This is a genomic window from Bordetella genomosp. 5 (assembly GCF_002261315.1).
In the GTDB taxonomy this organism is placed as follows: Bacteria; Pseudomonadota; Gammaproteobacteria; order Burkholderiales; family Burkholderiaceae_B; genus Bordetella.
Genome location: NZ_NEVP01000007.1, coordinates 211,985 through 238,835 on the forward strand (window position 1 = coordinate 211,985; position 26,851 = coordinate 238,835).

The window sequence follows — 26,851 nt, forward strand, 5'->3', positions numbered from 1 at the left end:
TATGACCCCTGACGAATACTGCCAGGACAAGGCCGCCAAAAGCGGCTCGAGTTTCTACTACGCCTTCCTGTTCCTGCCCGTGCCCCGGCGCCGCGCGATCACGGCGCTGTACGCGTTCTGCCGCGAGGTCGACGACGTGGTCGACGAATGCACCGACCCGTCGCTGGCCCGCGTCAAGCTGGCGTGGTGGCGCACGCAGATCGACGCGATGTTCGACGGCAAGCCCGAACATCCGGTCACGCGCGCGCTGGCGCCGCATCTGCCCGACTACGGCATCACGCGCGAGCGCCTGCTGGCCGTGATCGACGGCATGGAAATGGACCTGGACCAGACACGCTATCTCGACTGGCCCGGCCTGCGCAAATACTGTTGGCACGTGGCCGGGGTCGTCGGCGAGATGTCGGCCGGCATCTTCGGCTACACCGATCCGCGCACGCTCGAGTACGCCTCCAAGCTGGGGCTCGCATTCCAGATGACCAACATCGTGCGCGATGTCGGTGACGACGCGCGCCGTGGCCGCATCTATCTGCCGGTCAACGAGCTGCAGCAGTTCGAGGTCAAGGCGAGCGACATTCTGAACGGCGTGTATTCCGAACGCTTTTCCGCGCTGATGGCCTTCCAGGCCCAGCGCACCCGCGAGCTCTACCGCGAAGCCATGCAGGCGCTGCCGGATGCCGACATCCGCGCGCAGCGCCCCGGACTGATGATGGCGGCGATCTACCACGCCCTGCTCGAAGAGATCGAGCGCGACGACTGGCAGGTGCTGCATCAGCGCATTTCGCTCACGCCGCTGCGCAAGCTCTGGCTCGCCTGGAAGACCTGGGTGAGTGGCGGGCGCGGTCTCGTGCGCCGTCTCGGCCGTCCCGGCGCGGGCCAATGAAGGCAGCGGTCATCGGCGCCGGCTGGGCCGGGCTGGCAGCCTGCGCCACGCTGCGCGCCGCCGATGCGCAGGTCACGGTGTTCGAAGCGGGCCGCACGCCCGGTGGCCGCGCGCGCCGCGTCGTACATCCCGGCTTCGCCGCCGACCTCGACAATGGCCAGCACATCCTGCTGGGCGCCTACCGTGAAACCCTCGCGCTGATGCGCCGCCTCGGGCGCAATCCCGACGCGCTGCTGATGCGCCGGCCGTTGCGCCTCGCGAGCCTGGATGGCCGTTTCCGGCTGTCGGCCCCGCCGCTGCCCGCGCCCTGGCATGCGGCCGCCGCGCTCATCACCGCGCGTGGCCTGTCGTGGCGCGAGCGCTTCGCCGCCATCCGGCTGATGCGGGGGCTGGAACAACGCGCCTGGCAACCGCCGCGCGACTGGACCGTGACGACGCTGCTGGCGCAGTACGAGCAGCCCGACGGACTGGTGCGCAACCTCTGGGAACCGCTCTGTCTGGCCGCGCTCAACACGCCGCTGGCCACCGCGAGCGCCAGCCTGTTCGCGCATGTGCTGCGCGACTCGCTCACGGGCGACCGGCGCAACAGCGACATGCTGCTGCCCTGCGTGGACCTGTCGGCGCTCTGGCCCGACCTCGTCGCGCTGCGCGCCACGATGCGCTACGGCAGCACCGTGCGCCAGATGACGCCGACCGATCAAGGCGTGGAGATCCACGGCGAGCAATTCGATTGCGCCGTGCTGGCCGTGCCGCCATCGGCGGCCGCCCGCCTGCTGGGGCCGGCGCTGCGCGGTGCCGGCTCGCAAGGCCTGCTGCGCGCGCTGCAGGCCTTTCAGTACGAACCCATCGCCACGCTCAACCTGCGCCTCGCCGCGCCGTGGTCGCTGCCCGAGCCCATGATGCTGCTGCGCGAAGACGCGGCCCGCGGCCATCACGGCCAATGGCTGTTCGACCGCGCCCGCCTCACCGGCCACAGCCAGCGGGGCGAACTCGCCATCGTGGCCAGCGCCGCGCGCGCGCTGGTCGACGCCGACCGCGACACCGCCATCGCCGCGCTGGTCGAACAGGTCACGCAGCAGGCCGCGCACCACCCTGCCCGCCTGCAGCCGCTGCCCGCGATCGAGCGCGCCGAGTTGTTTGTCGAAAAGCGCGCCACCTTCGCCGCAGTGCCCGGCCTGGCACGCCCGCTCAACACCACGCCCTGGCGCTCGCTGGCGCTGGCGGGTGACTGGACCGACACGGGCTATCCCGGCGTGCTCGAAGGCGCCGTGCGCAGCGGCCTAGCCGCGGCCCGCGTGCTGCTCGGCCGCTGAAGCGCGTCAGCGTAAGGCGTGCGCGGTCGCGAGACCGGCGGCGGTGAGCAGTAGCGAGCCGCACAGGCTCAGGGCGATGGCGCCGCGCCATTGGCCGCGGCCTCGATGAGCGCGCATGTCGACAACACTTGATCGAAAGCGGGCGCCCCCTCGGGCAGCAGGCCTGCATCGAGCATACGAAGGTAGTCGTCGTGTAGCGCGCCAAGCGCAGCGCCCTGGGGCACAAGCACGAGCGCTCCCCGCACGGCCTGCCAGTAATCGATTCGATTGCCGCCGGCATCGTTATGCTTGAAGAACCACGACTTATGCGCGGCGACCATGTCGGCAACATTCCGATCCCTGATCATCGACGTACCATTGACGCTTCCGAACATGGCGGCCAGGTCATACCAGTGTCGCGCGAAGCGCTCCGCACGCAATCGTTGCTGCATGCAGTACACATGGGCCGCCGTTGCCTTTTCCCAGAAAGTTCGGCTCAGACCCATGACGACTGGCGTTGCATGCGGCAGCTCGAACGCGTCGGAGAGTGCAGAGACACTAGCGATGTCGCTGCTTACCGGCATGGGCCCATGAGGTTCGCCCGTTGCACGGGCACCAAACTCGAACAAGACCGTGGGCCGAACATAGGACCTCTCGGCGGTGTCCAGCGCGCTCGGGTAGTGCAGTTCCACCTGATCCGGAGCCGCGTGGTTCAGGCGAGCGGCCAATCCCTGCGCGACCAGTGCTGCGGATACTCCCGGAACGAAGGTGTTTGCGATCCAGTCAGGCAGCCGAACGTCGATCAGCCCGCGCCATTTTTTCTCCTGGGCGGCCGATGAAGGAAGGCCGGACTCTGCCGCGTGCTCCGGAAGCATCCTGCGTATGTCGCAAGTGAGGTCCAGATCCTCGGAGAATCGGTCGATGATTTGGTAGGCCTTGGACAGCGAAGTTCCCCCCTTGAAGGTCAGGCCGCCGGCCAATGGCCCGGAGTAAATAACCTCGAGCGCCCACTCCACCCAGAGGTCTTTTTCGAGCAGATCCGGGAGGCGGCCAAGCTGTTCGCTGGCATATAGCAGGGCTTCTCGCCTGGTGTGGACAGGCTGCCCGAGAAAGGAATCAGCCAACGTGCATTTCCTGCCCGATGGCTTCAGCCATCCAGGCAGGCAACCGTCGGCGTGCTCGAGTCAATGCCTGCCACGCCTGCGGGGCCAACTGTTGATGCAGCTTGCGCAGGGCCTGCGCCGCGACCGCCGGGCCCAACCATGCGAGCGCGCGTGCCGCCGCGGCTTCTTCCGTGCGGCCCAGCAGAAAGCTGGCGGGTGCGATGTGCTCGATTTGCACCGGATTTTTGCCGAACAGCAGCCGACGAGGGGGCCCGGAGGACAAGAACACCCTGCGTACGGGCATCTGCGAGGTGAGCCCCAGACGATTGGCCTCGGCCGCACCGTGAGCAACGATGGCTTCGCCCGTGGTTTCCTCGAGGGCGCGAATGACCTTTTCGGCTGCGGGAGCCCGCTTGCCAAAGGGCGAGGCCACCGGCGCCGCATACACCCCGCGCCCCAGACGCAACAGCACGCCAGAACGCGTGAGGCGGGAGAAAGCCTGGTCCACGGCGGCACGAGAGCCCAGATGTAGAAAATCGCGGGGCGTGACAGTTCCGCCCTCAGGGAGAGACTGTGCGAATTGCAGAATCGCTTGAGGTAAAGATGTCATGAGGGCCACCGCAAACCAGATTGATGTCAGATTTTACATCTTAAATCTGACATTTTGGCCATGGGCGCGGCGACCCGCGAGCGTGCCGGACTTATCAACGATGGATAGCCCCTAGCGTAAGGCGTGCGCGGTCGCGAGACCGGCGGCGGTGAGCAGCAGCGAGCCGCACAGGCTCAGGGCGGCGTAGCCCAGCGCGGTGGCGTAGGCGCCGCGTTCGATCATGTCGACCGTTTCGGCCGAGAAGGTCGAGAAGGTGGTGAGGCCGCCCAGAAAACCCGTGACGGCCGCGAGGCGCACCCAGGCAGGCCATTCGGGATGCGCGGCGATCAGGCCCAGCACGAGGCCGATCAGATAGCCGCCGCCGAGATTGGCGGCCAGCGTGCCCCAAGGCCAGCCCGCGGCATTCAGGCGCAGGCCCAGCATCCAGCGCAGCCAGGCACCCAGCGTGGCGCCGCAGCCCACGGCAAGAAAATTGACCGCTGTCAGCATGGCGCGCGTCATCCTCGAGAACGGCCGGGCCGACTGCCGGCCCGGCTTGCAGCGTGCATCTTATGCCGCCCGCCCTCACAGCGCCATGAACGGCCTTATTGCAGCTTGATCCCCGCCTTGTCGATCACCACCTTCCAGCGGTCTCGTTCGGTTTCGATCTGACGGGCGAACTCCTGCGGCGTATTGCCGAGCGGGAAGGCGCCCGTCTCTTCCATCTTGGCCGCGGTGGCGGGGTCGCGTACCGCCTGCGCGAAGGCGGCCGCCAGCTTGTCGCGCACCGCGTCGGGCACGCCGGCCGGCGCCACCACGCCGTACCAGGCGGTCACGTCGTAGTCTTTGTAGCCCTGCTCCGCGAAGGTCGGCAGATCCGGCAGGCGGGCGTTGCGCGCCGTGCCGGTGATCGCCAGGGCACGCAGGTGGCCGCTCTTCACGTACGGAAGCGTCGACGGAAAGTTGTCGAAGATGACCGGCACCACGCCGGCCACCGTGTCGGTGAGCGCCGGCGCCGAACCGCGATACGAGATGCTATTCATCTTGCCGTCGATCAGCTGCAGGAACCAGATCATGCCCAGGTCGTTGACACCGCCGGCGCCGGCATTCGCGTAACCCTCCTTGCCCGGATTGGCGCGCACGTGGGCGACGAACCCGGCGAGGTCGCGCGCGGGATGCGAGGGGTTCACGGCGAGGATGTTGGGGCTGGTGACCAGATTGCTGATGGGCGTGAAGTCGCGCACCGGGTCGTAAGCCAGCTTGGGAAACAGGTGCGGCGCGGTGCCGTGGGTGCTCACGGTGGCCAGGCCGATGGTGTAGCCATCGGGCTTGGCGCGCGCCGTGGCGGCCATGCCGATCGTGCCGGAAGCCCCGGTGCGGTTTTCCACCACCACCTGCTGGCCCAGGATCTCGCCGGCCTTGGCGGCGGCGACGCGGCCCACGATGTCGGTCGGGCCACCCGCCGGGAACGGCACGATCAGCGTGATCGGGCGGTCCGGAAAATCGGCTTGGGCCGCGGCCCAGGGGCTACAGAGGGCCAGGCCCAGGGCAATCGCGTTGAACGCTTTCATGTCGGTCTCTCTCCTGTTGAATGCCGGTCAGTGAGCGCCGGCTTGGGGGTCGCGCCGCAACACGCGGCCGGGCCGGTCGCCGCTCGCGCCGGCCGGAAATACCTGGGCGCCGTTGACGAGCACGGCGTCGATGCCGATCGAGGCCAACGTGGGCTGATCCCAGGTGGCCTCGTCGATCACGGTGGCGGGATCGAACACCACCACGTCGGCCAGCGCGCCCACGCGCAACTCGCCCCGGTCACGCAGGCCGAAGACGCGGGCCGGCAACGACGTCATCTTGGCGATGGCCGCTTCCAGCGACATCAGCTCGGCCTCGCGCACGAACCGGCCCAGCACCCGCGTGAACGATCCCCACAGACGCGGATGGGGCCGCGCGTCGTTGGGCAGTCCATCGGAGCCGACCATGCAGCAGGGGTGCTGGAAGATGCGCCGCACCTCGCTCTCGTCCATCGCAAAATAGATCGCGCCCGCCGGCAGCAGGCGCCGCGCGGCGCTGACCTTGTCGCAGCCCCACTCGCGCGCGATGTCGGCCAGGTCGCGGCCATTGCATTCGGGGTGCGGGGTGGACCACGTGATGCGGATCTCGTCGATCGTGTCCGCGCGCTCGGGGATGAGGATGGTGGAGCTGCCGGGGTAGGGATACATGTCGAGCGCGACGTCCACGCCCGCCGCGCGGGCGCGGTCGATGTTGGCGAGCGTCGCGGCGCTCTTGCCCCAGTTGGCCGGCATCATGCATTTGTGATGCGAGAGCACGGTGGCGCAGCCGGTGTCGCGCCCGATCGCCAGCACCTCTTCGACCGCCTCTTCGACGCGATCCGCCTCATTGCGGATGTGACTGGTGTGCAGGCGGTTCAGTTCGGCGGCGACGCGCGCCAGCCCCCGCAGCTCCTGCTCGCCGGCCTGCCCGCCCGGATCGTAGGCCAGGCCGGTGCTGAAGCCCACGGCGCCCGCCTCGAGCGACTCGCGCAGCAGGGCCTCCATGCGCGCCTGCTCGGCCGGCGTCGGCTGGGCCCGCGCATCGTCCATGACGGCCAGACGCAAGTTGGCATGGCCCACGAGCGCGGCCACATTGATCATCGGGCGCTGGCGCGCCAGCTCGGCCAGGTAAGCGGCCATGTCGTCGAAGAGCGGCGTCTCGCCCAGCAGCGCGAGCGCGGCGGCGGTGTTGCCCGGCCGGGGCGCGGGCGCGCCGCTCACCCCGCAGTTGCCGACCACCACCGTGGTGATGCCCTGGCTGGTTTTCCATTCGAGACCCGGCTTCTCGACGAACATCAGGTCGTCGTGGCCATGCGTGTCGATGAAGCCCGGCGCCACCACCCGGCCGGCGGCGTCCAGCGTCCGGCGCGCGGCTCGTTGCGACAGATCGCCCACCGCCACGATGCGGTCGGCCACGATGCCGACATCGGCCCGCACGCGCGGCGCGCCCGAGCCATCGATCACCCAGCCACCCTCGATCTTGAGGTCGAGCACTTCGGAGTCGGCAAACGTATTGGTCATGGCGCAAAGCACGGCGAGTCAGTGATCCGCCTAGTATCCACGCCAGGATCCATCTGCAAAAATTGTTTTACTTAATCCATTGATCGCATTTTGAAATGGCTCGCCTTCCCAAGCACGTCACGCTCAAACACCTGAACGCCTTCGTGGCGGTGGCCCAGGAGAGCAGCTTCACGCACGCGGCAAGCCGCCTGTTCCAGACGCAATCGTCGGTCACCACCCTGATCCGTCAGCTGGAGACGGCACTCGGCGCCAATCTGTTCTCGCGCACCAGCCGCCGTGTGCTGCTCACTCCGCTCGGGCAGGAATTTCTGCCGCGCGTGATGCGGCTGCTGGCCGACGTGGACGGCGCGATCGACGACGCGGTGCGTTATGGCGCCCTGCAGCGCGGCCGCGTCGGCGTGGCGGCCGCGCCGTCCGCCATCACCGAGCTCATCGCGCCGGCGGCGGCGGGCTTCTGCGCCAGTCACCCCGGTATCCGGCTGTACCTGCGCGACGACAACTCCGCGCGCATCCAGCGCCAGGTGGCCGCTGGCGAAGTGGACTTCGGCCTGACCAGCCGCTGGGCCGACGCGCCGGGGCTCGTGTTCGAACCGCTGCTAGAAGACCGTTTCGGCGTGCTCTACCGTAGCGACGACACGCAACTGGCGCCGGGCCAGGACGGCACGGTGCGCTGGTCGGCGCTGGCCGACCGCAAGCTGGTGGGGGTGGTCGACGAGACCGGCATCATGGCGCTGCTGCGCGCGCGTGCCGATCTGCCGATCGAGGCGGCCTCGCCCTTCTACGAAGCGTCCAGTACCACCTCGCAGGCGGCGCTGGTGCTGGCCGGACTCGGGGTCGCCCTGCTGCCCGCGCTGGCCGTGCAGCGCGTTCTGCAGCCGGGGCTGTCGTATGCCCTGCTGGCGCGGCCGACCCTGGTGCGCACGCTCTGCCTGATCCATCCCGAAGAGCGCGAGCTCAGCCCGGCGGCGCAGGCATTCATGACGACGCTGCGCGGCCACGTGCGACAGCGTACGTGGCCCGCGGGCTGCAAGGTCGTGGGACGAAAGGCTTAGCGCAGGCGCTCGGCCATCGCGCGGATGCCGGCGGCGAACACGTTCTCGCCCACGGCCTGCGCCACGCCGGCCAGGTCAGCGCCCTCGGCCACGTTGAAATCGGCCCACCACGTGAACAGCGTGGCCTGATCGAGCGTGATCGGGGCAAGGCGCACGCCCGCCACGTAGTTGCGCATCGGCAGGCTGGTTTCGATGATGCTGTAGCGCAGCGTGAACCCCGGGTCGTCGAGCGCCAGCAGGCGTTCGCGCACGAAGCCGCCGCCGTTCAGGTCGAGATACCGCACGCTGCCCAGCGCGTCGCCCCGGCCCTCGTCTTCGAGGCGCGAGGCCGCGATGCCCGGATGCCACTGCGAGAGCGCATTGAAATCGCGCAACAACGACCAGACCTGGTCAATCGGGGCGGGCACCACGCCGCTGACGAACACGGTGTGCTTCTGATGATCCTGCATGCTGAACTCCTGGCGGACGGGCTTGGGCCACGCGCGGCCGCAACGTGGCGGATCAGAACGAGAGTGACTTGAATGCCTGGGTGGCGGCCGTGAGCGCGGTCTCGGTCGGCAGCCGCTCCATCGAGCTGGCGCCATAGAAACCATGGCAGTGACGGCACTCGCGCAGCACGCGCGTCGCGTCGGCCGGCGTGGCGATCGGCCCCCCGTGGCACAGCACGATAACATCGTCGCGCACCGCCAGCGCGGCCTCGGCGATCGCGTCGATGCGGGCGATGCAATCGTCGAGCGTGAGCGCGGTCGACGCCCCGATATTGCCGCCGGTGGTCAGCCCCATGTGCGCGACGATGATGTCGGCCCCGGCCTCGGTCATGGCGCGCGCCTCGTCTTCGTTGAACACATAGGGGGTGGTGAGCAGGCCCTTGTCGTGCGCCAGCCGGATCATCTCGACCTCCAGCGCATAACCCATGCCGGTTTCTTCGAGATTGGCGCGGAAGTTGCCATCGATTAGCCCCACCGTGGGGAAGTTCTGCACGCCCGAAAAGCCGGCGCGAATCAGCTCATCGAGAAACACGTCGAAGTTGCAGAACGGATCGGTGCCATTGACGCCGGCCAGCACCGGCGTGTGGCGCACCACGGGCAGCACCTCGCGCGCCATGTCCATCACGATCTCGTTCGCGTTGCCGTAGGCCAGCAGGCCCGCGAGCGAGCCGCGTCCGGCCATGCGGTAGCGGCCCGAGTTGTAGATCACGATCAGATCGATGCCGCCGGCTTCTTCGCACTTCGCCGACAGTCCGGTGCCGGCGCCACCGCCGACGATGGGACGGCGCTCGCGCACCATGGACTGGAACTTCTGCAGCAAGGCAGTGCGTTCGAAACGGGGCATGACGGAAACTCCTCAGTCGGGCGCGATCGCCCGGAAATGCTCGACCGCGATGCTGGCGAAGCGCGGATCGTTGATGTGGTGCGGCACCCGGATCAGGCGCCGCCGTTCTGTCTGGATGAAGTCGCGCTCGATGGCCTCGAACAGCGCGGCATCGGCGGCCGGGTCCCAGAAGGCCTGGCCCGGCGCGTCCAGCGCCGACACGCCGCCCTCGGGCAACAGAAAGCGCACCTCGCCGTCGCACTGGTTCAGCCGCTCGGCGATCCAGGCGCCCTGGCGCGCGTTCTCTTCGGCCGTGGTGCGCATCAGCGTGACCTGCGCGTTATGCGGATAGAACAGGCGGCCGCGGTAGCGTTCGGGCACGGTCGCGGGTTGGCCGAAATTCACCATATCCAGTGCGCCGCACGATCCCACGTAAGGCGCGCGCGTCCGCGCCACCGCGCCGAAGCGATCGGGCGTGCAGGCGAGTACGCCGCCGAACAGCATGTCGCAGACCTCGGTGGTCGTCAGGTCGAGCACGCCGGTCAGCAGATGGCTGTCGAGCAGCTTTTCCATCGAGCGCCCGCCCGTGCCCGTGGCATGGAACACCAGCGTGTCGTAGTGCGATTGCAGCAACGCGCTGACCTCCCGCACACACGGCGTGGTCACGCCGAACATCGTGATGCCGACCGCGGCCCTGCCGTCTGCATCCTGCGGCTCCAGGGCCGCGCGATAGGCGCCCGCGATGGCGCCCGCCGCGTTGGCAAGCACGCGCCGCGAGATGCGGTTCAGCCCGGCCACGTCGGTCACGGAATACATCATGGCGATGTCGACGGGGCCGACGTAAGGGGCGACGTTGCCCGATGCCATGGTCGAGACCATCAGCTTGGGCAGGCCCACCGGCATGGCCCGCATGGCGGGCGCGATCAGCGCCGTGCCACCGGAGCCGCCGACGCCCAGCACCGCGCCCACGTCGCCGCGGGCGACCAGAAAGCGCTCGAACGCGAGCGTCATGGCCGCGATCGCACTGGCGCGATCGCCGGTGAACACCGCGGCACGGCCCTCGGGATGGTGATCGGCGACCTCGGCGGCCGATACGATCGCGCCGGACGCTGCCTCGGCGCCGGTCGACAAGTCCACCGTGATCACCGGGACATCCGCGGCCGCGAGCCGCGCCGCCAGGAAGGCGGCCTCGTCGGCCTTGGTGTCGAATGTGGCGGCGACATAGACGCGCCGTAGATCAGTTGCCATGACTCCTCCGCGAGCGCGTTACACTGACAGGTGCGCGCGCCTCTGTATATCCTGGGTCGCGAGCGCCCGCAACACTACTGCCGCTGCCGGCGATGCGACTGCAATGAGACGAACGAATCATAATGAGACACCTGTCTCAGGTCAACCGGAAGGCGTCCGCCCTGCCGCCGCCTCTCCCATGAAAAACCCCCAGATCGGCCCCGCCAGCCGCCAGGCCGCTCAGAGCGGCGAACCGCCGCACGGCCCGCGCGCGCGCATGCGCCGCACGCTGCTCGACACCGCGCAGCGGATGATGGCCGCGGGCATCACTCCGTCGGTCGCCGAGCTTGCCGAAGCCGCCGAGGTGTCGCGTGCCACGGCGTACCGCTATTTTCCGAGCCAGAGCGCGTTGATCGCCGCCGTGGTCGACCAGAGCCTGGGCCCCCTGCTCGACTGGCAGGCCCGCGCGGGCGACGCCGGCGCGCGCGTCGACGAGTTGCTCACCTACGCCTATCCCCGCCTCGAAGAGCACGAAGCGCCGCTGCGCGCGGCGCTGATGGTGTCGCTGCAGCAGCAGGCGGCCGCACGGGCGGGCGATCAGGCCACGCCGCTGCTGGTGCGCGGACACCGTGTCGATACGCTGCGTCATGTGCTGGCGCCGCTCGCCGACCGGCTCGAGCCCGCCGCGCTGCAACGTGTGGCGCAGGCACTCTCGCTGCTGTATGGCACCGAGGTGTTCCTGGTGCTCAAAGACATCTGGAAGCTCGATCTCGAGGGCATTACCGATGTGGTGCGCTGGACCGCCCAGGCCATCATCGCCCAGGCCGAGCGCGATGCCGCCGGCGCGGCCGGAGGCCAGACATGAGCGATGGTCAGGCAAAAAAATACGGCGCCCGAGGGCGCCGTATTTCATTTCAGGCCGGCATTCACTGCAGCGTGCGCGTGAACACGAACTTGCCGTCCTGCCAATCCACCGGCACGACGTCGCGCGGTCCGAACTTGCCTTCGAGAATGAGCCGGGCGACCGGGTTCTCGACCTGCTGCTGGATCGCGCGCTTGAGCGGCCGCGCGCCGAACACCGGGTCGAAGCCCGCACGCGCGATCTCCGCGAGCGCCGCATCGGTCACCTCCAGCCGCATCTCCTGCTTCTCGAGCCGGTCGGCCAGCCGCTTGAGCTGGATGCGCGCGATCGATTCGATGTGCTGCGCGTCGAGCCCGTGGAACACCACGACTTCGTCGATCCGGTTGAGGAACTCCGGGCGGAACGACTGCTTGAGCTCGTCCCACACGACTTCCTTGATGACTTCGTAGGGCTTGCCCGCCATGGTCTGGATATGCTGCGAGCCCAGGTTGGACGTCATCACGATCACGGTGTTGCGGAAGTCGACGGTGCGACCCTGGCCATCGGTGAGGCGGCCGTCGTCGAGCACCTGCAGCAGCACGTTGAACACGTCCGGGTGCGCCTTCTCGACCTCGTCGAGCAGGACCACGCTGTAGGGCTTGCGCCGCACGGCTTCGGTCAGGTAGCCCCCTTCTTCGTAACCCACATAGCCCGGGGGCGCGCCGATCAGGCGGGCCACCGAATGCTTCTCCATGAACTCGCTCATGTCGATGCGGATCAGGTGCTCTTCGGAGTCGAACAGGAACTCGGCCAGCGCGCGCGTGAGCTCGGTCTTGCCCACGCCGGTGGGGCCCAGGAACAGGAACGAACCATACGGACGCGACGGATCGGCGAGGCCGGCGCGCGAGCGGCGGATCGCGTCGGCGACCAGGCGCACGGCTTCGTCCTGCCCCACCACGCGGCGATGCAGGAACTCCTCCATCTTGAGCAGCTTGTCGCGCTCGCCCTGCATCATCTTGGACACCGGAATGCCGGTGGCGCGTGACACGACCTCGGCGATTTCTTCGGCGCCGACCTCGGTGCGCAACAGGCGCGGCTTGCCGCTGTCGGTGTCCTGCTTCTCGGCGGCCTGCTCGGCGCTATCGGCGGCCGACAGGCGCGCCTCGAGCTCGGGCAGCTTGCCGTATTGCAGCTCGGCGAGCTTGTCGAACTGACCCTTGCGCTGCAGCTCGGCCATCTCGGCACGAACCTTGTCGATCTCTTCCTTGATGGCCTGCGCGCCCTGCACCGCGGCCTTTTCGGCTTTCCAGATCTCTTCGTAGTCGTTGTACTCGCGCTGCAACTTCTCGAGCTCTTCCTCGATCACGGCCAGACGCCGGCGCGACGCATCGTCGGTTTCTTTCTTGACGGCTTCGCGCTCGATCTTGAGCTGGATGATGCGGCGGTCGAGCCGGTCCATCACCTCGGGCTTGGAATCGATTTCCATGCGGATGCGCGCGGCCGCCTCGTCGATCAGGTCGATGGCCTTGTCGGGCAGGAAGCGGTCGGTGATGTAGCGATTGGACAGCTCGGCCGCGGCCACGATGGCCGGGTCGGTGATGTCCACGCCGTGGTGCAGCTCGTAGCGCTCCTGGAGGCCGCGCAGAATCGCGATCGTCGACTCGACGTCGGGCTCGCCCACCAGCACCTTCTGGAAGCGGCGTTCGAGCGCGGCGTCTTTTTCGATGTACTTGCGGTATTCGTCGAGCGTGGTCGCGCCGATGCAATGCAGCTCGCCGCGCGCCAGCGCGGGCTTGAGCATGTTGCCGGCGTCCATGGCGCCCTCGGCCTTGCCGGCGCCGACCATGGTGTGCAGCTCATCGATGAACACGATGTTCTGGCCGTCGTCCTGTGCGAGCTCCTTGAGCACCGCCTTCAGGCGCTCTTCGAACTCGCCACGGAACTTGGCACCGGCCAGCAGTGCGGCCAGGTCGAGCGACAGCACGCGCTTGCCCCGCAGGGACTCGGGCACCTCGTCGTTGACGATACGCTGCGCCAGCCCTTCGACGATGGCGGTCTTGCCCACGCCGGGTTCGCCGATCAGCACCGGGTTGTTTTTGGTGCGGCGCTGCAGAATCTGAATGGTGCGGCGGATCTCGTCGTCGCGGCCGATCACCGGATCGAGCTTGCCTTCGCGGGCACGCTCGGTGAGATCGAGCGTGTACTTGGACAGCGCTTCGCGGTTGGACTCGCCTTCGGCGGCGTTGACGTTCTGACCGCCACGCACCGCGTCGATGGCGGCTTCGAGGGCCTTCTTCTGCAGGCCGGCTTCGCGCAGGATGCGGCCGGCGTCGCTCTTGTCGTCGGCGAGCGCCAGCAGGAACAGCTCGCTGGCGATGTAGGTATCGCCGCGGCGGGCCGCCTCTTTATCGGTACGCGTGAACACGCCCTGCAGGTCGCGGCCGACCTGGACGTTATCGCTGCCCTGCACCTGCGGCAGGTTCTTGAGGGCCTGGTCGAGCGCGGGCTGCAGCCGGTTGACGGCCACGCCGGCACGCGCCAGCAGACTGGTCGCGCCGCTGTCGGCGTCGCCCAGCAGAGCGGCCAGCACGTGCAGCGGCTCGATGTAGGGATGGTCGTTACGGGCGGCCAGGCTTTGCGCGTCGGCCAGGGCTTGCTGGAACTTGGTCGTAAGTTTGTCGAATCGCATGATGGTCGTTGGCTATGAAGAGAGCCACGCCGAAGATGGATCAGCCGGCTCGATGACCTGAATATGCGGACGCGAGTGGGGTTTTCAAGACCCACTGCCCTATTTGCGTGGGGGCGTCCAGCGCCGAACTACGACTTGCACCCGGCATACACTACACGCGAGACGCGTCCCGGCACAACCCACGGCCTCGCGCGTGCGAAGCCGCGCGCAGACCACCCCGCGTCGCGTCGCGCCCGGCCTTGCGACCAAAGGGTCGCTACACATAATCCGGGCGCGTCATCACACCGCTGACACCCGGAGTCGCTACGATGGCGCCAGCGGGACTACAATGTAACGACGCTATACACATTTGGTACGCACACTCGCGTGCGCGCCAGACGTAACACCAACCGGCGGGCCTAGCTCAAAGCCGGTGTTCAAGCCTCGAGGTCACTATGCAAAAACGGGTTGCCATTTCGCCGGATGCCGCACATTGTTCGAGCTGCATGCTCGGTCACGTCTGCATTCCCGTCGGCATGGCCGCGAGCGAAGTCGAAAAGCTCGACGACCTGGTCAAGGAACGCGTGCGTGTCGAAAAGGGCAAGCCGCTGTACGAGCTCGACGCCCCGCTCGACGCGGTCTATGGCGTGCGCTTCGGCTCGCTCAAGACCCAGCTCGAAGACGCGTCGGGACAACTGCAGATCACCGGCTTTCACCTGCCGGGGGAGATCGTGGGTTTCGACGGCATGATCGAAGGCCGCCATGTCTCCAACGCCGTCGCGCTCGAAGACTCCGAGGTCTGCGTCATCCGCCTGCCCGAGATCGATCGCGTGGCCACCCATCTGCCGAGCCTGCAGCAGCAGTTCCGGCGCCTGATGAGCCGCGAGATCTCGCGCTCGCATCAGATGCTCGCCACGCTGGGCTCGATGCGCTCCGAGCAGCGCGTGGCCGCCTTCCTGCTCAACCTGTCGCAACGCTACGCCGCCCTGGGCTACTCCTCGAGCGAATTCGTGCTGCGCATGAGCCGCGAAGAGATCGGCAACTACCTGGGCCTCACGCTCGAGACCGTCTCGCGCCTGCTGTCGCGCTTTGCGCGCGAGGGCCTGATCCGCATCAACCAGCGCGAAGTGCGCATCCTCGATCACGCGGCCCTGCTCGAGCTGCTGGGCCAGGAACATTGCTGAACGCGCCGCGCACGTGCTGGCCCGCCACGGCCGCGCTGGCCGCGCTCTGCTGCGCGTGGCCAGCCCACGCCCAGCTCGCCGGCCAGCCCGCCGAAGGCCATGATCCCTACGCCGCCCCGGTCGTGCCCGCGCCGGTCACCACGCCGCCCTGGCGCCCGATCGAGCTGGGCAAACCCGGCCGACGCTATGCGTTTCCGGTCTACACCAGCAAGAATCTCCAGGAAGACGATCTGCGCGGCATCCGCCGTGTCGTGATCGTGGTCCATGGCGTCACGCGCGACGCCAATCGCGCCTTCGAATCGGTCGCGCAGCTCTATCACGCCAACCCGGAACGCGCCGACGACACGCTCATCGTGGCGCCCAAGTTCGCCAGCGCGATCGATGCCGGCTTCGGACGCATGCCGGCATGGCGTCGCGCCAGCTGGGAAGACGGCGCGGCCAGCATGACCCTGAAGGACCGCCCACCCGCCGTGACTTCGATCCAGGTGCTCGACGATCTGGCGCGCGAGCTCACGGCGCAGGGCCGGCTGCCCGCCCTGCGCGAGCTGGTCATCGCCGGCCACTCCGCCGGCGCTCAGCTGGTGCATCGCTACGCCGTGCTCAACGATGCCGACGAGTCCTTGCGCAAGACGGGCCTGATCCTGCGCTACGTGGTGGCCAACCCGTCGTCGTATCTGTACCTCACGCCGGAGCGGCCGCGCGCCGATGGCCGCGGTTTCGCCCCCTATGAGCGCGGTATTTGTCCCACTTACACCCAGTACAAGTATGGGCCGGACCAGATGCCGCCGTACTCGTCGGTCACCGATCCGCTCAAACTCGCCGCGCGATATCTGCAGCGCAACGTGACCTATCTGCTGGGCAGCGCCGACAACAATCCCGAACACCAGTATCTCGACAAGACCTGCGGCGCCGAGGCCCAGGGTGCCACGCGCTGGGCGCGCGGCACCGGCTATTGGCGCTACGAGGCCTGGCTGGCGCAGCGGCACACCGACTGGCCCGCCACGCGGCATCAGGCGCAGCAGGTCGTGGGCGTGGGACACAGTTCGACGGCCATGTTCGGCTCGACGTGCGGCGCGCGGGCCTTGCTCGGCGACACCACGTCACCGTTGCCCAAAGGCGCGCCGTGCCTGCCGATCGAGCCCTGAGACCGCGGATCTTCAGCGCTGCGCGCCGGTGAGGCGCTGGCGCGGCGCGGTCGAAGCAGGCTCGATACGCACCGCGTCGGGCACCTCGAGCACCACATCGCTTTGCGCGTGCGCCACACAGGGCAGCATCCAGCCCTCTTCGCGCTCCTCGCGCGTCACGCCGGGCCATTCGATCTCATAACGCACCTCGCCGCTGACCAGCATGCACATGCAGGCGCGGCAGGTGCCGTTGCGGCAGGAGCTCGGCAGCCTGATGCCGACCGCGCGCGCGGCCCGCATCAGGGACTGGCCCTGCGGTGCGTCGTACTGCCAGCCCGACGGCTGCAGCGTCACGCGATGGCTCGGAGCCGCCGGATCGGCGTTCCCTTGCGCCGGCGGCGTCAGGCCGCTTGCCACGGCAGGGACCACGCGCCGCTCAGCGCGTTCTGCAGCCAGAGGGTGCATGTGAGCGTCTTGGCGTCGGTCACTTCACCGCGCTGACAGGCGGCGAGAAACTCGTCGACCGAGGCGCTGCGCACGTCGAGGAATTCGTCGTCGTCGAGCTGACGTTCGCCGGCACGCAGGCCGCGGGCGAAATAGATGTGGATGATCTCGGTGGAGTAGGCGATGGCCAGGTGCAGGATGCCCGCCTTGGCCCATTCGCCGGCGGTGTAGCCGGTCTCTTCGAAGAGCTCGCGCTTGGCGCAGGCGAGCGGGTCTTCGCCCGGATCGAGCTTGCCGGCCGGAAACTCCGTCATCACCTGGCCCACCGGGTAGCGGAACTGGCGCTCCAGCAGAATGCGGCCGTCGTCGAGCAGGGGAATGATCACGACCGCGCCCGGATGCACCACGTATTCGCGCGAGGCGACGTTGCCGTTGGGCAACCGCACCATGTCGTTCTTGATGTGCAGGAAACGGCCGCGATAGACGGACTCGCTGGATTCCAGGGTTTCGGTGAGGTGGCCCTCGGGGGCCTGACTGAGGTCGAGATGCGAATCGGACATGGAAAGCCTGACAGGGAGATGCGAGCCGTCATCTTATTGCACGGCCCGACCGCGCGACAAAAAAAGCGGGGTATCGAGGTCCGCAAGCGGAACGCGATACCCCATGCCGATGCACCTCGCTGCGTGTTCGCCGTCGGCCAGCAGCCTTCAGCCTGCGAACAGGAGGTGTCCCCCCAGCAAAAACAAAGCGATGAAGAAGCCGCGCTTGAACGCCTTTTCGCTGACGCGCTGGCGCAGCCAGCCACCGAGCGCCATGCCGGCGAGCGCCGGCAGCACGGCGAGCACCGAGGCGCTGGCCTCGCCCGTGCCCAGCGCGCCGCTGTAGATCAGGCCGCCCGCCATCGCGAGCGTGGACACCATGAAGGAAATGCCCATCGCCTGCACGAGCGCGTTGCGGTCGAGGCCGAGCGCCTGCAGGTAAGGCACCACCGGCACCACGAAGACGCCGGTGGCCGCCGTGACGAGGCCGGTGGCGCCGCCCACGAGCGGGCCCAGCCAGGGCTCGGCCCGAGGCGGCACCTGCATCCGCACGGCCGCCAGCCCCAGCGCCGCGTACAGCAGCAGCGCACAGCCCAGCAGGCTGGACGCCCCCTCGACCGCGGTGCCGGCGAGCCAATAGGCGCCCAGGGCGTTGCCCACGCAGATCGCGATCAGCATGGGCCCGAGCCGGCGCAGCAGCATCCAGAACTGGCCGCCCACCAGGCATTGCCAGACGTTGGTGACCAGCGAGGGCACGATCAGCAGCGCGGCAGCCTGCGGCGCGGGCATAGCCAGACTCAACAGTCCGATCGCGACGGTGGGCAGACCCAGGCCGATGCAACCCTTGACGGTGCCGGCCAGCAGGAACGCGCCCAGCACCATCGCGGAGAGGGCCGGGCCGGCGTTTTCATAGAATTCGGTGAGTGCATGCATGGCCGCATCTTGCGCCCCGCGCCACGGTTTGAAAATGCGCAATAAACTGAGTCTGCCTTCGGCTTTTCCGTAGGCAGCACCTTCAGAGACCGCCATGCATTTCGACCTGACCGATCTGCGCCTGTTCCTGCACATCGTCGATGCCGGCAGCATCACCGCCGGCGCGGCGCTGTCCCACCTGGCGCTGCCGTCGGCCAGCGCGCGGCTGCGTGCCCTCGAGACCTCGGTCGGCACCGCGCTGGTCACGCGCGAGCGCCGCGGCGTCACGCCCACGCCGGCCGGCGTCGCGCTGGCCCACCATGCGCGCGGCCTGCTGCAACAGGTCAACCGGATGGAAGAGGATCTGGGCGAGTACGCGCTCGGCTTCAAGGGTCAGGTGCGGCTGTGGTGCAACACCGCCGTCATGTCGGAATTCCTGCCGGATCCGCTGGCCGACTTCCTGCGCGCCTATCCGAACGTGGACGTGGAACTGCAGGAGCAGCCCAGCTATCGCATCGTGCCCGCGGTCTCGCAGGGCGTGGCCGATGTGGGCATCCTGTCGAACGCCGTCGACCTGAGCGGTCTGGACGTGCTGCCGTTTCGCGATGACCGCCTGGTGCTGCTGGTGCCGCCCGACCATGAACTGGCCCGGCGCGACGCCCCCGTGCGCTTCGTGGAAACGCTGCGCCACGACTACGTGGGCCTGGAGACCGCCAGCGCGCTGTCGGCCCACCTCGACGACCAGGCCGCGCGCGCCGGCCAGCGCCTGCGAGCGCGGGTGCGGCTGCGCACGTTCTCGGCGGTGCTGCGCATGGTGGAGCGCGGCGTGGGGGTGGCGGTCTTGCCGAACTCGTCGGCCCAGCGGCTGCGCCGCACGGCGCGGGTCAGGCGGCTCGAACTGACCGATCCCTGGGCCAACCGGCAACTGGTGCTGTGCGTGCGGGGGCTCGCGCAGTCGCCGGGGTATGTGCAGGCGCTGGTCGACACCTTGCGTCGGCCCGCGTAATCGGCTGGTCGAACCCGGACCGCGCCCGGGCGCGGGCGCGGTGGCGCAGCCTCAGGCGGGTGGCCCCGCCGGCTTGCCGCCCTCGCGCAGGGGGTCGAGCAGAGGCCGCAGATTGTTGTGGTCGAGCTCGTACATGAGCGCGAGCAGGCGGCCGATCTCGCCCTTGGGAAATCCATTGCGCGCGAACCAGCCGAGATAGTGGCCGGGCAGATCGGCGATCAGGCGGCCTTCGTACTTGCCATAAGGCATCTGGCGGCGCACCAGCAGGTTGAGCAGTTCGGGATCCATGGACACGGCCACTGAAGAAAGCGCGATTATGCCGCGAGGCCGAAGCGCTCGATGCCGCCCTGCTGCCGATCGTGCTGGCGGCCGCCCGCCCGCGCGCTGCCGGCTTACTGCCCCGCCTGGCGGCGCAATTGCAGCTCTTTCAGGCACTGCGCCACGCCGTCCTGACGCTGCTGATTGGTGACCGCGGCGCGGTCGGACACGGTACGGCAACGCTCGTACTCGCGCACGCTTTGCGGGGTATCGCGGATCGGGGGCGGCGGCGCGGCGACGGTGCCGCCGCTTTCCGTGATCCGCAGCGTCGACGGCGGCGAGAGGTTGCCTTGCTGCGTGTTCGGAAAGCTGTATTCCTGCACGGCCTGGGCGTGTGCAACGGAACCGGCCGCGAGCGCGGCGATCGCGCAAAGGGTGAGCAGTCTTTGTTTCATCGATTTCTCCTGACTGAACGGACGGACAGGGCGCCATGCGCCTGCCGCCGGGCGTTTCGATCGTATTCCCTGCCAGGGACGATCGGGCGTTACGCCGCCGAGACATTGGTGCCAAAGCGAAACAACGCCGCCCGCCGGGAAACCCCGCATGGGGACGAGCCGGCCCGGCAGCCGATAATGCCCGGCGCACGCAACCACGGAGCACGGGATGATCCTGCTGGACAAGACGTTTCCTCGCACCCTCGACACCTGGGTCCGGACCTATGCCACGCCGGCCTGGCGTGGCGCCATGCTCGAAGGCTGGCTGTTCGAGGATGCGCCGGCCCGGCGGGCCGCCGAAGCGCGGCTTGCCCAGGCCGGCGTGCAGGCGCGGCTGCGCAGCGCCTACAAGCCGCTGCTGCATTATTTTCTGGAAGAGGCCGAGCGCGAGGATCTGGTCGACGCTCACATCACGTATCCGATCCATCCCGACGCCGCGCCGAACCGCTACACGCTCGAGGCCTACCCGCTGGTGGCGTTGCTCGCGCCGGCCACGGTGCGCTTCGCGCCCGGCGGCCAGGTGTCCGGCGACGTGCCGGGGTACGAGGTGGTCCTCACGTACCGCGACGGCAGCCAGCGCACGGCGCGGGTGAGCGCGCCGCAAACGCGTTCGCCCGCCGCGGACGGGCTGACACAGCTCTCGCCCACGGGCTGGCTGTGCGTGACGCACGCTCACGGAGAGAACGCGCACGATGGCCCCGTCCGCACGGAATACCAGGCCGTGTACGACGCGATGATGCAGGCGATCACGCAGCATGCCTGGGGGACATCGGAACCGTACTTCGAACGCCTGTCGATTCGTGCCGACATCCCGGGCATCGAGTACGCGCTGCCGGTGGACGAAGACCTCGTCAGCACCTGCGAAGGCCTGCACGAAGACGCTTACTTCTCATTGCTGGAGTTTTTCCAGCGCCACGCCGACCGGCCGATGGGCGATCGCGGCCTGCAACCCGGCCAGATCGCGCCGGACATCCGCTTGACCGACGGGCCGGCGCGCCTGCGCATCGCGCTCGAGGCCTTCGAGGCGCCCGAGCCGTTTACGATGCAGCCGCCCGACGGCGCGCTGGCGGCGCGCACCACGCCACTGTCCGCGGGCGAGATCGCCGCGCTGGTACAGGACTGCGGCGGCACGCCCATCGTGGCCCCCACCCGGCAGCGGCGCGAGGTGAGCGGCACCTACGTGCACGGCCCCGGACCGGCCGTGCTGATCTCCGGCGCGCAGCACGCCAACGAAACCTCCGGCGTCGTGGGCGCCCTGCGAGCCGCCCGGCGTCTCATCGACAGCGGCAACGCCCACTTCGCGCTCATCGCCTGCGAAAACCCCGATGGCTATGCGATGTTCGAGCAGTTGCGCGGCGTGCATCCGCGCCACATGCACCACGCGGCGCGCTACAGCGCGCTGGGCGACGACATCGCCTATCGCGAACGCGAGCCGCTGTTCGAACTGGCCGCCCGCCGCGAAGCGCTCGCGCGCAGCGGCGCCCGTCTTCATATCAATCTGCACGGCTATCCGGCGCACGAATGGACCCGGCCCTTGTCGGGCTACCTGCCCCGCAATTTCGAACGCTGGACCTTGCCCAAGGGCTTCTTTCTGCTGTTGCGCCATCATCCCGGCCTGGAAGCCGAGGCCGAGGCACTCGTCGACGCGGTGGCGATTCGGGTGGCGCGCGCCGTGCCGGATCTGGCGGCCTTCAACGCGCGGCAGCTCGCCCTGGCCGAGGCGCACGCGCTGGAGCCCGGGTTCGACCTGAGGCACGGCATTCCGGTGCAGGTATCGGCCAGCGATCGCGAAACGGCGCCACTTACGCTGATCTCCGAGTTTCCCGACGAAACCGTCTACGGCGAGCGCTATCGCTTCGCGCACACGGTGCAGATGGAGACCGTGCTGGCGGCCGTGGCGGCCTATCGCGCCGCGCAGGGCGGCGAACGCTTTCCGTAAAATGCAGGCTTCGCATCCATCGATATCCTGAGCTTATCAATCGAGGCGCCTCATGACTTCCTCTCTCGACGCATCGCCGCTGCTGGACCGCTTGCGCATGCGGCAGGTGGCCCTGCTGCTCGCGATCGAGGAGCACACCACGCTGCGCAGCGCCGCCGAGGCGCTGGGCATGACCCAGCCGGCGGCGAGCAAGATGCTGCAGGAACTCGAGAACGCGCTCGGCCAGCGCCTGTTCGACCGGGTCGGACGTGGCCTTGCCCTGACGCCCTCGGGTGCCTGTGTGCTCAGTTATTTTCGCGGCATGCGCGGCACCCTGGCTTCGCTGGCGCGCGAGCTGGACGATATCCGGCTGGGTGGCGGCGGCAAGCTGTCGATCGGCAGCATCATGGCCGCCTCGCCCGGCCCGCTCACGGATGCCCTGGTGCAACTCAAGCGCGAGTACCCGCTGCTCGCCGTCGAGATCCTCACCGGCACGAGCGACATGCTGATCAGCCGCCTGCACGAGGGCGAGCTCGATGTGGTGCTGGGCCGCATGCTCAGCCTGCCGGCGCACGATTACGCCTTCCGGCCCATCGAAGACGAGGCGCTTTCGGTGATCGCCGCGGTCGACCATCCGCTCGCGGCCCTGTCGGACGTGAGCTTCGAGGCCTTGCGGGCCTTTTGCTGGATTCTGCAACCGCAGGGCAGCCCGGTGCGCGAAGTGGTCGAACAGGAGTTTCGGGCCAATGACTGTGCCGTGCCGCGCGGGGCCATCGAAACGATGTCCATCCTGACCACCACCAATCTGGTGGCGAAGACCGACATGATCGGCGTGATTCCCGAATCGGTGGCCGGCCGCTACGAACGCCATGGCCTCGTGCGCATTCTGCCGTACCGGATCCGCCACTCGCTGTCCGCCTACGGCACGATCGTGCGACGTGACCGTCCGCGCAGCGCCTGCGCCGCGCGCTTTCTGGAGCTGCTGCACGGCGCGGCGCAGGCGCCCCTGCCCATCACCGGTGGCGATCCCTCGCTCGCGCCGCTGACCACCTCCGACGCGGGCTTCATGCCGCCGCCCCCACCGGGCGCGGCACACAATCCGTAACCGCGCCGACGTGCAGGACGCCGGGATTCAGGTACGTTGAACGTCTCCCTCATGCCATTAAGGAGATCGACATGAAACCCGTGCTTCCTGCACTTGCGTTCGCGGTGATCCTGGCGGGCTGCGGCGGCCCCGAGGAAATTCGCACCAATCCGCCGCCCCCGCCGCCGCCGCCCGCGGCGCCGATGAACGGGGCGCCCGTCACGCCCCTGGGCGACACCTCCCGCACCTCGCTCGACTGGCCGGGGCTGTACGAAGGCATGCTCCCCTGCGCCGACTGCCCGGGCATCCGCACCCGGCTGACCCTGCAGCAGGACAATACCTATCAGTTGCAGAGCCAGTATCAGGATCGTCAGGCCGCGCCCCAGACCGCGCAGGGGCGTTTCACGTGGCTGCCGGACGGCGTGACCATCCAGCTCGACGCCGCGGGCGCCAACCAACGCTATCTGGTGGGCGAGAACCGGTTGACCATGCTGTACCAGGACGGCTCGCGCCCCACGGGCCCGATGGCGCAGAAGTACGTGCTGGTCCGCACGTCCGCGCGCCGCTAGCCGCACCCCGCTAGCCATGCGCGCCTAACCGCCCAATCGTGCGCCACTGGCCGTGCGCCACTCGCCGTGCGCCACTGGCCGTGCGCCACTAGCCGTGCGCCAGTGGCCACGCGCCGCCGAGCCGCTCACTCGCCGTGTTGGCGCGCCTCCCAGGCCTGCAGCGCGGCGAGGTAGCGCTCGCGCGCCTCCTCGTACAGATCGTAGACGCACGGAATGCACCCGCTCTGACAGCAATCACCCGGCAACGGGGGCTCGGGCGGGAGCGGACGCGGGTCGGTAACGCGCGCTGGCGTGCCCGCGGGGAACGCCTCTGCCGCGGAGGGCTCTGACTCAGAGCCACTGACCGCCGGCGAGTGAACTAGGGACGCATCCACGGCCGACGCGTCGCGGCTCGTCGGCCCGCTCGGGGCCGGCGGGCGCGCAGCGGCCGGGCGGGGGACAGTGGGGGAGGCTCGCTTCATGCCGCCCAGTATGCCAAACGCCTCCCTCGCTGTAACCGGAACGCGTCATTGGCATGTAACAGCCTCGTCCGGTCGACGCCGGTCAAACGGCGTTGGCCGCCCGAAGTCGAAACATTGCGATACTCAACGCTCGTAGGGTGCAAATTTCTTTGACATAATGCTCCCAGCGTCGAGACCCGCATTAGCAACTGGTCTTTCCTCCGCCAGGGTTAACCTTGGCAAAAAAGCACCAGATGACCCCATACCCGCCCAGTGCGCCCGCTGTAACGCTGGCCAATTGCGATAAAGAGCCCATCCATATCCCCGGGGCCATCCAGCCCCAGGGCGCGCTCATCGCCATCGACCGGAAAGGGGTTCTGCGTTACGTCAGCACCAATGCCTCGGCCACGCTAGGCACGACCATGGTGCTGGGTCAGCCGGTCACGCCACAAGGGCTGCCCCGGCCACTCGACCGCCATCTCGCCGAATGGCTGCGCACCCCCGCGGATGAAGAACCGGTCTTCGACCCGTTCGACATGGTCGCGGGCGCGGAGCGTTATGACGTCGTCGCCCATCTCAACATCGACGGCCTGATCATTATCGAGTTCGAGCGCAGTCCGCCCGAACTCGGCTTTCAGGCCGGATCGCTCCACCGCTCGTATCGCAGCATCGAGCAACTGCGCCGCCAGCGCTCGATCGAAAGCCTGCTCGAACAAGCGGTGCGCGAGGTGCGCCGCCTGACCGGCTTCGACCGCGTGATGGCCTATCGATTTCATCCCGACGACAGCGGCGAAATCGTGCGCGAAGACCGCCGCGCCGATCTGGACGACTGGCAAGGGCGGCGCTATCCGGCCGAGGACATCCCGGCCCAGGCACGCCGCCTGTATCTCACCAATACCCTGCGGCTGATCGCCGACGCGCAGTACTACCCGGTGCGCATCCTGTCCGATCGCCACGATTCGCCGCCGCTGGACCTGAGCCTGAGCGTACTGCGCAGCGTCTCGCCGATTCACATCGAGTACATGACGAACATGGGCGTGCGCGCGTCCATGAGCATCTCGCTGGTGGTCGCCGGACGGCTCTGGGGCATGATCGCCTGCCATCACTTCAACCCGCGCCACGTGCCGTACAGCGTGCGCATGGCGTGCGAAGTCCTGGCCCAGGTCCTGTCGGCCGCCGTCGCCACCTTCGAGGGCGCCGCGCAACTCGAGCGGGCGCGCCGGACGAGCGCGCTGGTGAGCAACCTGACCGAACGCGCCTCGAGCCAGGAAGACGTGCACAATGCGCTCGCGAGCGGCGAACAGACGCCGGGCGATCTCGTGCCGTGCGACGCGTCCCTGTGCCTGTGGGGCAACAGCGTTACCGTCTTCAACGGCATCGCCCCGCGCGGCGAGCTCACCGGCATCCTCAACGCGCTGGACCAGACCGGCCAGCGCGTGGTCAAGTCGACCAACATCGGCCGCGACTTCCCCGACCTGCAGACCGATCTGGTGCCCTACGCCGGCCTGCTGGCCGTCAAGTTCGACCCGATGGCCAACGGCTGGCTGGTGTGGTTGCGGCGCGAGCAGATCGAAACACTGGTGTGGGGCGGCAAGCCCGAGAAGCAATACGCCGTCGGCAATCAGGGCCCGCGCCTCACGCCGCGTGGCTCGTTCGAAGCCTGGCGCGAGATCGTGCGCCAGACCAGCCTGCCCTGGCTCGCGCACGAAGTCGACGCCGCCGATGACCTGCGCGACGAGCTCTCGCACATCGCCACCAGCCGCGCCGCCGATGTCGACCGTGCCCGCATCGCGCTGCTGGCCATGCTGGGCCACGATCTGCGCGATCCGTTGCAATCGATCTCGATGGCCGCCACGCTGCTGTCGCGCACCGATACCGGCGCGAAGATGGGCGAGCGCATCCGCTATTCGAGCGGCCGCATGCAGCGCCTGATCTCGCAGGTGCTCGACCTGTCGCGCCTGCAGGGCGGCATCGGCCTGGGCCTGCAACATGAGCTCTGCGACCTGTCGCAACTGCTCGACAACCTGATCGCCGAGAAGCGCCACGCCTTTCCCGGCCTGACCCTGCTGCCGCAGATCGAGCCCGAACTGATCCTGTGGGCCGACCCCGACCGCATCGTCCAGGTGCTCGCCAATCTGCTCAGCAACGCCCGGCAGCATGGCGCCCAGCGCCAGCCGATCCGGGTGCATGCGCGCCGGGTGGGCACGGATGTGGTGCTGGACGTCATCAATCACGGCGCGCCGATCCCAGATGAGGTGCGTCCGCACCTGTTTTCGCCGTTCAAGCCCGAATCGCTGGGTCAGAATCGCAACCGTTCTGGGTTAGGATTGGGCCTGTATATCGCCGACCAGGTCGTGCGCGCCCACGAAGGCACGCTGACCCTGGCCTGCCAGGATGGCCTGGTCACCTTCACCGTGACGCTCCCCGCCGCCCAGGGCCTGGAATCGGCCAACCCCGAACATCCCATGCCCCCCGGAGGACAATCTTGAGCAACACGGCCGCCCCGCGCATTGTGCTGGTGGACGACAACGAGATGGCGGCCGAGCTGCTATCCGAGTTTCTGGTGCTGTCGGGGCTCGACGTACGCGTCGCCTACGACGGCGCGCAGGCGCTTGCCGCCTGCGAAGCCTTCCAACCCCATACGGTGGTCCTCGATATCCTGCTGCCGGATATCGACGGCTACGAACTGGCCAGCCGGCTGCGTCAACAGCACCGGCCGGCGCCCCGTCTGATCGCCCTGAGCGGCCTCGCGCGCATGCGCGGCGACGGCCGGGGCGATGTCTTCGATGATTGGATCGAGAAGCCCGCCGACCCCGACGCACTGTTGGCGCTGCTCTCGCAACCCTAA

At 68.5% G+C, this 26,851-nt stretch carries 27 protein-coding genes; 12 read left to right on the top strand and 15 right to left on the bottom strand.

Going from position 1 to position 26,851, the window contains the following annotated elements:
• Position 1: 1 nt before the first annotated feature.
• On the top strand, positions 2–880 hold the full coding sequence (hpnD, locus tag CAL25_RS12955; protein WP_094800590.1) for a presqualene diphosphate synthase HpnD: 879 nt from the start codon (positions 2–4) through the stop codon (positions 878–880).
• The gene (gene hpnE / locus CAL25_RS12960; protein ID WP_094800592.1) at positions 877–2,193 is read left to right on the top strand and encodes a hydroxysqualene dehydroxylase HpnE; all 1,317 of its coding nucleotides are present in this window, start codon (positions 877–879) and stop codon (positions 2,191–2,193) included. The genes hpnD and hpnE overlap by 4 nt, the downstream gene beginning before the upstream one ends.
• 68 nt (positions 2,194–2,261) lie before the next feature.
• Here hpnE and CAL25_RS12965 read toward each other — a convergent pair whose 3' ends face one another.
• The 5 genes from CAL25_RS12965 to CAL25_RS12985 all read right to left on the bottom strand — a co-directional run bounded on the left by CAL25_RS12965 (position 2,262) and on the right by CAL25_RS12985 (position 6,932).
• The gene (locus tag CAL25_RS12965; RefSeq protein ID WP_094800594.1) at positions 2,262–3,296 is read right to left on the bottom strand and encodes a nucleotidyl transferase AbiEii/AbiGii toxin family protein; all 1,035 of its coding nucleotides are present in this window, start codon (positions 3,294–3,296) and stop codon (positions 2,262–2,264) included.
• Positions 3,289–3,885, bottom strand: a complete 597-nt coding sequence (locus CAL25_RS12970) for a DUF6088 family protein (protein WP_094800595.1) — start codon at positions 3,883–3,885, stop codon at positions 3,289–3,291. Before CAL25_RS12970 ends, CAL25_RS12965 begins: the two co-directional genes overlap by 8 nt.
• A 111-nt stretch (positions 3,886–3,996) precedes the next feature.
• Entirely contained in the window at positions 3,997–4,374 is a 378-nt protein-coding gene (gene crcB / locus CAL25_RS12975) for a fluoride efflux transporter CrcB (RefSeq protein ID WP_094800798.1), read from the bottom strand.
• A gap of 95 nt (positions 4,375–4,469) precedes the next feature.
• Positions 4,470–5,435 carry a tripartite tricarboxylate transporter substrate binding protein BugE gene (locus tag CAL25_RS12980; RefSeq protein ID WP_094800597.1) on the bottom strand — a complete coding sequence of 322 codons (966 nt, stop codon included), beginning with the start codon at positions 5,433–5,435 and terminating at the stop codon, positions 4,470–4,472.
• A gap of 27 nt (positions 5,436–5,462) precedes the next feature.
• Positions 5,463–6,932: an N-acyl-D-amino-acid deacylase family protein gene (locus CAL25_RS12985; RefSeq protein ID WP_094800599.1), complete on the bottom strand. Its 1,470-nt coding sequence runs from the start codon at positions 6,930–6,932 to the stop codon at positions 5,463–5,465.
• A 95-nt stretch (positions 6,933–7,027) separates the two neighbouring features.
• Between CAL25_RS12985 and CAL25_RS12990 the strand changes: the two genes are divergently transcribed.
• Positions 7,028–7,984 (top strand): LysR family transcriptional regulator, encoded by a 957-nt coding sequence (locus tag CAL25_RS12990; protein WP_094800601.1) that lies wholly within the window; start codon positions 7,028–7,030, stop codon positions 7,982–7,984.
• Here CAL25_RS12990 and CAL25_RS12995 read toward each other — a convergent pair.
• Genes CAL25_RS12995 through CAL25_RS13005 form a run of 3 tightly spaced genes read right to left on the bottom strand, consistent with a single transcriptional unit; the run spans position 7,981 to position 10,543 of the window.
• Positions 7,981–8,433 (bottom strand): SRPBCC family protein, encoded by a 453-nt coding sequence (locus tag CAL25_RS12995; protein ID WP_094800603.1) that lies wholly within the window; start codon positions 8,431–8,433, stop codon positions 7,981–7,983. The two genes, CAL25_RS12990 and CAL25_RS12995, sit on opposite strands and share 4 nt — an antisense overlap.
• 52 nt (positions 8,434–8,485) lie before the next feature.
• On the bottom strand, positions 8,486–9,316 hold the full coding sequence (locus CAL25_RS13000) for a phosphoenolpyruvate hydrolase family protein (protein WP_094800605.1): 831 nt from the start codon (positions 9,314–9,316) through the stop codon (positions 8,486–8,488).
• A 12-nt stretch (positions 9,317–9,328) separates the two neighbouring features.
• Positions 9,329–10,543: a Tm-1-like ATP-binding domain-containing protein gene (locus tag CAL25_RS13005; RefSeq protein ID WP_094800607.1), complete on the bottom strand. Its 1,215-nt coding sequence runs from the start codon at positions 10,541–10,543 to the stop codon at positions 9,329–9,331.
• 178 nt (positions 10,544–10,721) lie between these two features.
• On the opposite strand from CAL25_RS13005, the gene CAL25_RS13010 reads away from it, so the two are divergent.
• A complete protein-coding gene (locus CAL25_RS13010; RefSeq protein WP_249279061.1) occupies positions 10,722–11,387 on the top strand; it encodes a TetR/AcrR family transcriptional regulator in 666 nt (221 codons plus the stop codon).
• Positions 11,388–11,448: 61 nt separating this feature from the next.
• On the opposite strand, the gene clpB is transcribed toward CAL25_RS13010, so the two are convergent.
• Positions 11,449–14,052 (bottom strand): ATP-dependent chaperone ClpB, encoded by a 2,604-nt coding sequence (gene clpB, locus CAL25_RS13015; protein ID WP_094800609.1) that lies wholly within the window; start codon positions 14,050–14,052, stop codon positions 11,449–11,451.
• A gap of 434 nt (positions 14,053–14,486) precedes the next feature.
• On the opposite strand from clpB, the gene fnr reads away from it, so the two are divergent.
• Both fnr and CAL25_RS13025 read left to right on the top strand, forming a co-directional pair.
• On the top strand, positions 14,487–15,215 hold the full coding sequence (gene fnr / locus CAL25_RS13020) for a fumarate/nitrate reduction transcriptional regulator Fnr (protein ID WP_094800611.1): 729 nt from the start codon (positions 14,487–14,489) through the stop codon (positions 15,213–15,215).
• Positions 15,216–15,250: 35 nt separating this feature from the next.
• On the top strand, positions 15,251–16,360 hold the full coding sequence (locus CAL25_RS13025) for a hypothetical protein (protein WP_249279071.1): 1,110 nt from the start codon (positions 15,251–15,253) through the stop codon (positions 16,358–16,360).
• 12 nt (positions 16,361–16,372) lie between these two features.
• Here CAL25_RS13025 and CAL25_RS13030 read toward each other — a convergent pair whose 3' ends face one another.
• The 3 genes from CAL25_RS13030 to CAL25_RS13040 all read right to left on the bottom strand — a co-directional run bounded on the left by CAL25_RS13030 (position 16,373) and on the right by CAL25_RS13040 (position 18,255).
• Entirely contained in the window at positions 16,373–16,693 is a 321-nt protein-coding gene (locus CAL25_RS13030; RefSeq protein ID WP_249279062.1) for a 2Fe-2S iron-sulfur cluster-binding protein, read from the bottom strand.
• Between the two features lie 47 nt (positions 16,694–16,740).
• Positions 16,741–17,343 (bottom strand): NUDIX domain-containing protein, encoded by a 603-nt coding sequence (locus CAL25_RS13035; protein ID WP_094800614.1) that lies wholly within the window; start codon positions 17,341–17,343, stop codon positions 16,741–16,743.
• Between the two features lie 147 nt (positions 17,344–17,490).
• On the bottom strand, positions 17,491–18,255 hold the full coding sequence (locus CAL25_RS13040) for a sulfite exporter TauE/SafE family protein (protein ID WP_094800802.1): 765 nt from the start codon (positions 18,253–18,255) through the stop codon (positions 17,491–17,493).
• 94 nt (positions 18,256–18,349) lie between these two features.
• Here CAL25_RS13040 and CAL25_RS13045 point away from each other — a divergent pair, with 94 nt between their 5' ends.
• Positions 18,350–19,240 carry a LysR family transcriptional regulator gene (locus CAL25_RS13045; RefSeq protein ID WP_094800616.1) on the top strand — a complete coding sequence of 297 codons (891 nt, stop codon included), beginning with the start codon at positions 18,350–18,352 and terminating at the stop codon, positions 19,238–19,240.
• Positions 19,241–19,291: 51 nt separating this feature from the next.
• Here CAL25_RS13045 and CAL25_RS13050 read toward each other — a convergent pair whose 3' ends face one another.
• Together CAL25_RS13050 and CAL25_RS13055 are read right to left on the bottom strand one after the other, a co-directional pair.
• Positions 19,292–19,528, bottom strand: a complete 237-nt coding sequence (locus CAL25_RS13050; protein ID WP_094800618.1) for a DUF3820 family protein — start codon at positions 19,526–19,528, stop codon at positions 19,292–19,294.
• 104 nt (positions 19,529–19,632) lie between these two features.
• On the bottom strand, positions 19,633–19,953 hold the full coding sequence (locus CAL25_RS13055; RefSeq protein ID WP_094800620.1) for a hypothetical protein: 321 nt from the start codon (positions 19,951–19,953) through the stop codon (positions 19,633–19,635).
• A 208-nt stretch (positions 19,954–20,161) separates the two neighbouring features.
• Between CAL25_RS13055 and CAL25_RS13060 the strand changes: the two genes are divergently transcribed.
• From CAL25_RS13060 to CAL25_RS13070, 3 genes are all read left to right on the top strand, one after another.
• On the top strand, positions 20,162–21,931 hold the full coding sequence (locus CAL25_RS13060) for a peptidase M14 (RefSeq protein WP_094800622.1): 1,770 nt from the start codon (positions 20,162–20,164) through the stop codon (positions 21,929–21,931).
• Positions 21,932–21,983: 52 nt separating this feature from the next.
• Positions 21,984–23,015, top strand: coding sequence for a LysR family transcriptional regulator (locus tag CAL25_RS13065; RefSeq protein ID WP_094800624.1), 1,032 nt, complete (start codon positions 21,984–21,986; stop codon positions 23,013–23,015).
• A 71-nt stretch (positions 23,016–23,086) separates the two neighbouring features.
• Positions 23,087–23,563 carry a copper resistance protein NlpE gene (locus CAL25_RS13070; protein ID WP_094800626.1) on the top strand — a complete coding sequence of 159 codons (477 nt, stop codon included), beginning with the start codon at positions 23,087–23,089 and terminating at the stop codon, positions 23,561–23,563.
• Positions 23,564–23,688: 125 nt separating this feature from the next.
• Here the strand turns inward: CAL25_RS13070 and CAL25_RS24525 are convergent, their stop codons facing one another.
• Positions 23,689–23,937 (bottom strand): oxidoreductase-like domain-containing protein, encoded by a 249-nt coding sequence (locus CAL25_RS24525; protein WP_094800804.1) that lies wholly within the window; start codon positions 23,935–23,937, stop codon positions 23,689–23,691.
• Between the two features lie 320 nt (positions 23,938–24,257).
• Here CAL25_RS24525 and CAL25_RS13080 point away from each other — a divergent pair, with 320 nt between their 5' ends.
• Positions 24,258–26,492, top strand: coding sequence for an ATP-binding protein (locus CAL25_RS13080; RefSeq protein WP_094800628.1), 2,235 nt, complete (start codon positions 24,258–24,260; stop codon positions 26,490–26,492).
• A complete protein-coding gene (locus CAL25_RS13085; RefSeq protein WP_094800630.1) occupies positions 26,489–26,851 on the top strand; it encodes a response regulator in 363 nt (120 codons plus the stop codon). The genes CAL25_RS13080 and CAL25_RS13085 overlap by 4 nt, the downstream gene beginning before the upstream one ends.

Excerpts from the sequence above, each read along its gene's own strand:
- CAL25_RS13000 (WP_094800605.1), bottom strand. The coding sequence starts at position 9,316 with ATGCCCCGTTTCGAACGCACTGCCTTGCTGCAGAAGTTCCAGTCCATG.
- clpB (WP_094800609.1), bottom strand. The coding sequence starts at position 14,052 with ATGCGATTCGACAAACTTACGACCAAGTTCCAGCAAGCCCTGGCCGAC.
- CAL25_RS13035 (WP_094800614.1), bottom strand. The coding sequence starts at position 17,343 with ATGTCCGATTCGCATCTCGACCTCAGTCAGGCCCCCGAGGGCCACCTC.
- CAL25_RS12985 (WP_094800599.1), bottom strand. The coding sequence starts at position 6,932 with ATGACCAATACGTTTGCCGACTCCGAAGTGCTCGACCTCAAGATCGAG.
- CAL25_RS13070 (WP_094800626.1), top strand. The coding sequence starts at position 23,087 with ATGAAACCCGTGCTTCCTGCACTTGCGTTCGCGGTGATCCTGGCGGGC.
- CAL25_RS13040 (WP_094800802.1), bottom strand. The coding sequence starts at position 18,255 with ATGCATGCACTCACCGAATTCTATGAAAACGCCGGCCCGGCCCTCTCC.
- CAL25_RS12995 (WP_094800603.1), bottom strand. The coding sequence starts at position 8,433 with ATGCAGGATCATCAGAAGCACACCGTGTTCGTCAGCGGCGTGGTGCCC.
- CAL25_RS12990 (WP_094800601.1), top strand. The coding sequence starts at position 7,028 with ATGGCTCGCCTTCCCAAGCACGTCACGCTCAAACACCTGAACGCCTTC.
- CAL25_RS13060 (WP_094800622.1), top strand. The coding sequence starts at position 20,162 with ATGATCCTGCTGGACAAGACGTTTCCTCGCACCCTCGACACCTGGGTC.
- hpnD (WP_094800590.1), top strand. The coding sequence starts at position 2 with ATGACCCCTGACGAATACTGCCAGGACAAGGCCGCCAAAAGCGGCTCG.
- CAL25_RS13005 (WP_094800607.1), bottom strand. The coding sequence starts at position 10,543 with ATGGCAACTGATCTACGGCGCGTCTATGTCGCCGCCACATTCGACACC.
- CAL25_RS13050 (WP_094800618.1), bottom strand. The coding sequence starts at position 19,528 with ATGGATCCCGAACTGCTCAACCTGCTGGTGCGCCGCCAGATGCCTTAT.
- fnr (WP_094800611.1), top strand. The coding sequence starts at position 14,487 with ATGCAAAAACGGGTTGCCATTTCGCCGGATGCCGCACATTGTTCGAGC.
- CAL25_RS12980 (WP_094800597.1), bottom strand. The coding sequence starts at position 5,435 with ATGAAAGCGTTCAACGCGATTGCCCTGGGCCTGGCCCTCTGTAGCCCC.
- crcB (WP_094800798.1), bottom strand. The coding sequence starts at position 4,374 with ATGCTGACAGCGGTCAATTTTCTTGCCGTGGGCTGCGGCGCCACGCTG.
- CAL25_RS13065 (WP_094800624.1), top strand. The coding sequence starts at position 21,984 with ATGACTTCCTCTCTCGACGCATCGCCGCTGCTGGACCGCTTGCGCATG.
- CAL25_RS12970 (WP_094800595.1), bottom strand. The coding sequence starts at position 3,885 with ATGACATCTTTACCTCAAGCGATTCTGCAATTCGCACAGTCTCTCCCT.
- CAL25_RS13045 (WP_094800616.1), top strand. The coding sequence starts at position 18,350 with ATGCATTTCGACCTGACCGATCTGCGCCTGTTCCTGCACATCGTCGAT.
- CAL25_RS13080 (WP_094800628.1), top strand. The coding sequence starts at position 24,258 with ATGACCCCATACCCGCCCAGTGCGCCCGCTGTAACGCTGGCCAATTGC.
- hpnE (WP_094800592.1), top strand. The coding sequence starts at position 877 with ATGAAGGCAGCGGTCATCGGCGCCGGCTGGGCCGGGCTGGCAGCCTGC.
- CAL25_RS13010 (WP_249279061.1), top strand. The coding sequence starts at position 10,722 with ATGAAAAACCCCCAGATCGGCCCCGCCAGCCGCCAGGCCGCTCAGAGC.
- CAL25_RS13055 (WP_094800620.1), bottom strand. The coding sequence starts at position 19,953 with ATGAAACAAAGACTGCTCACCCTTTGCGCGATCGCCGCGCTCGCGGCC.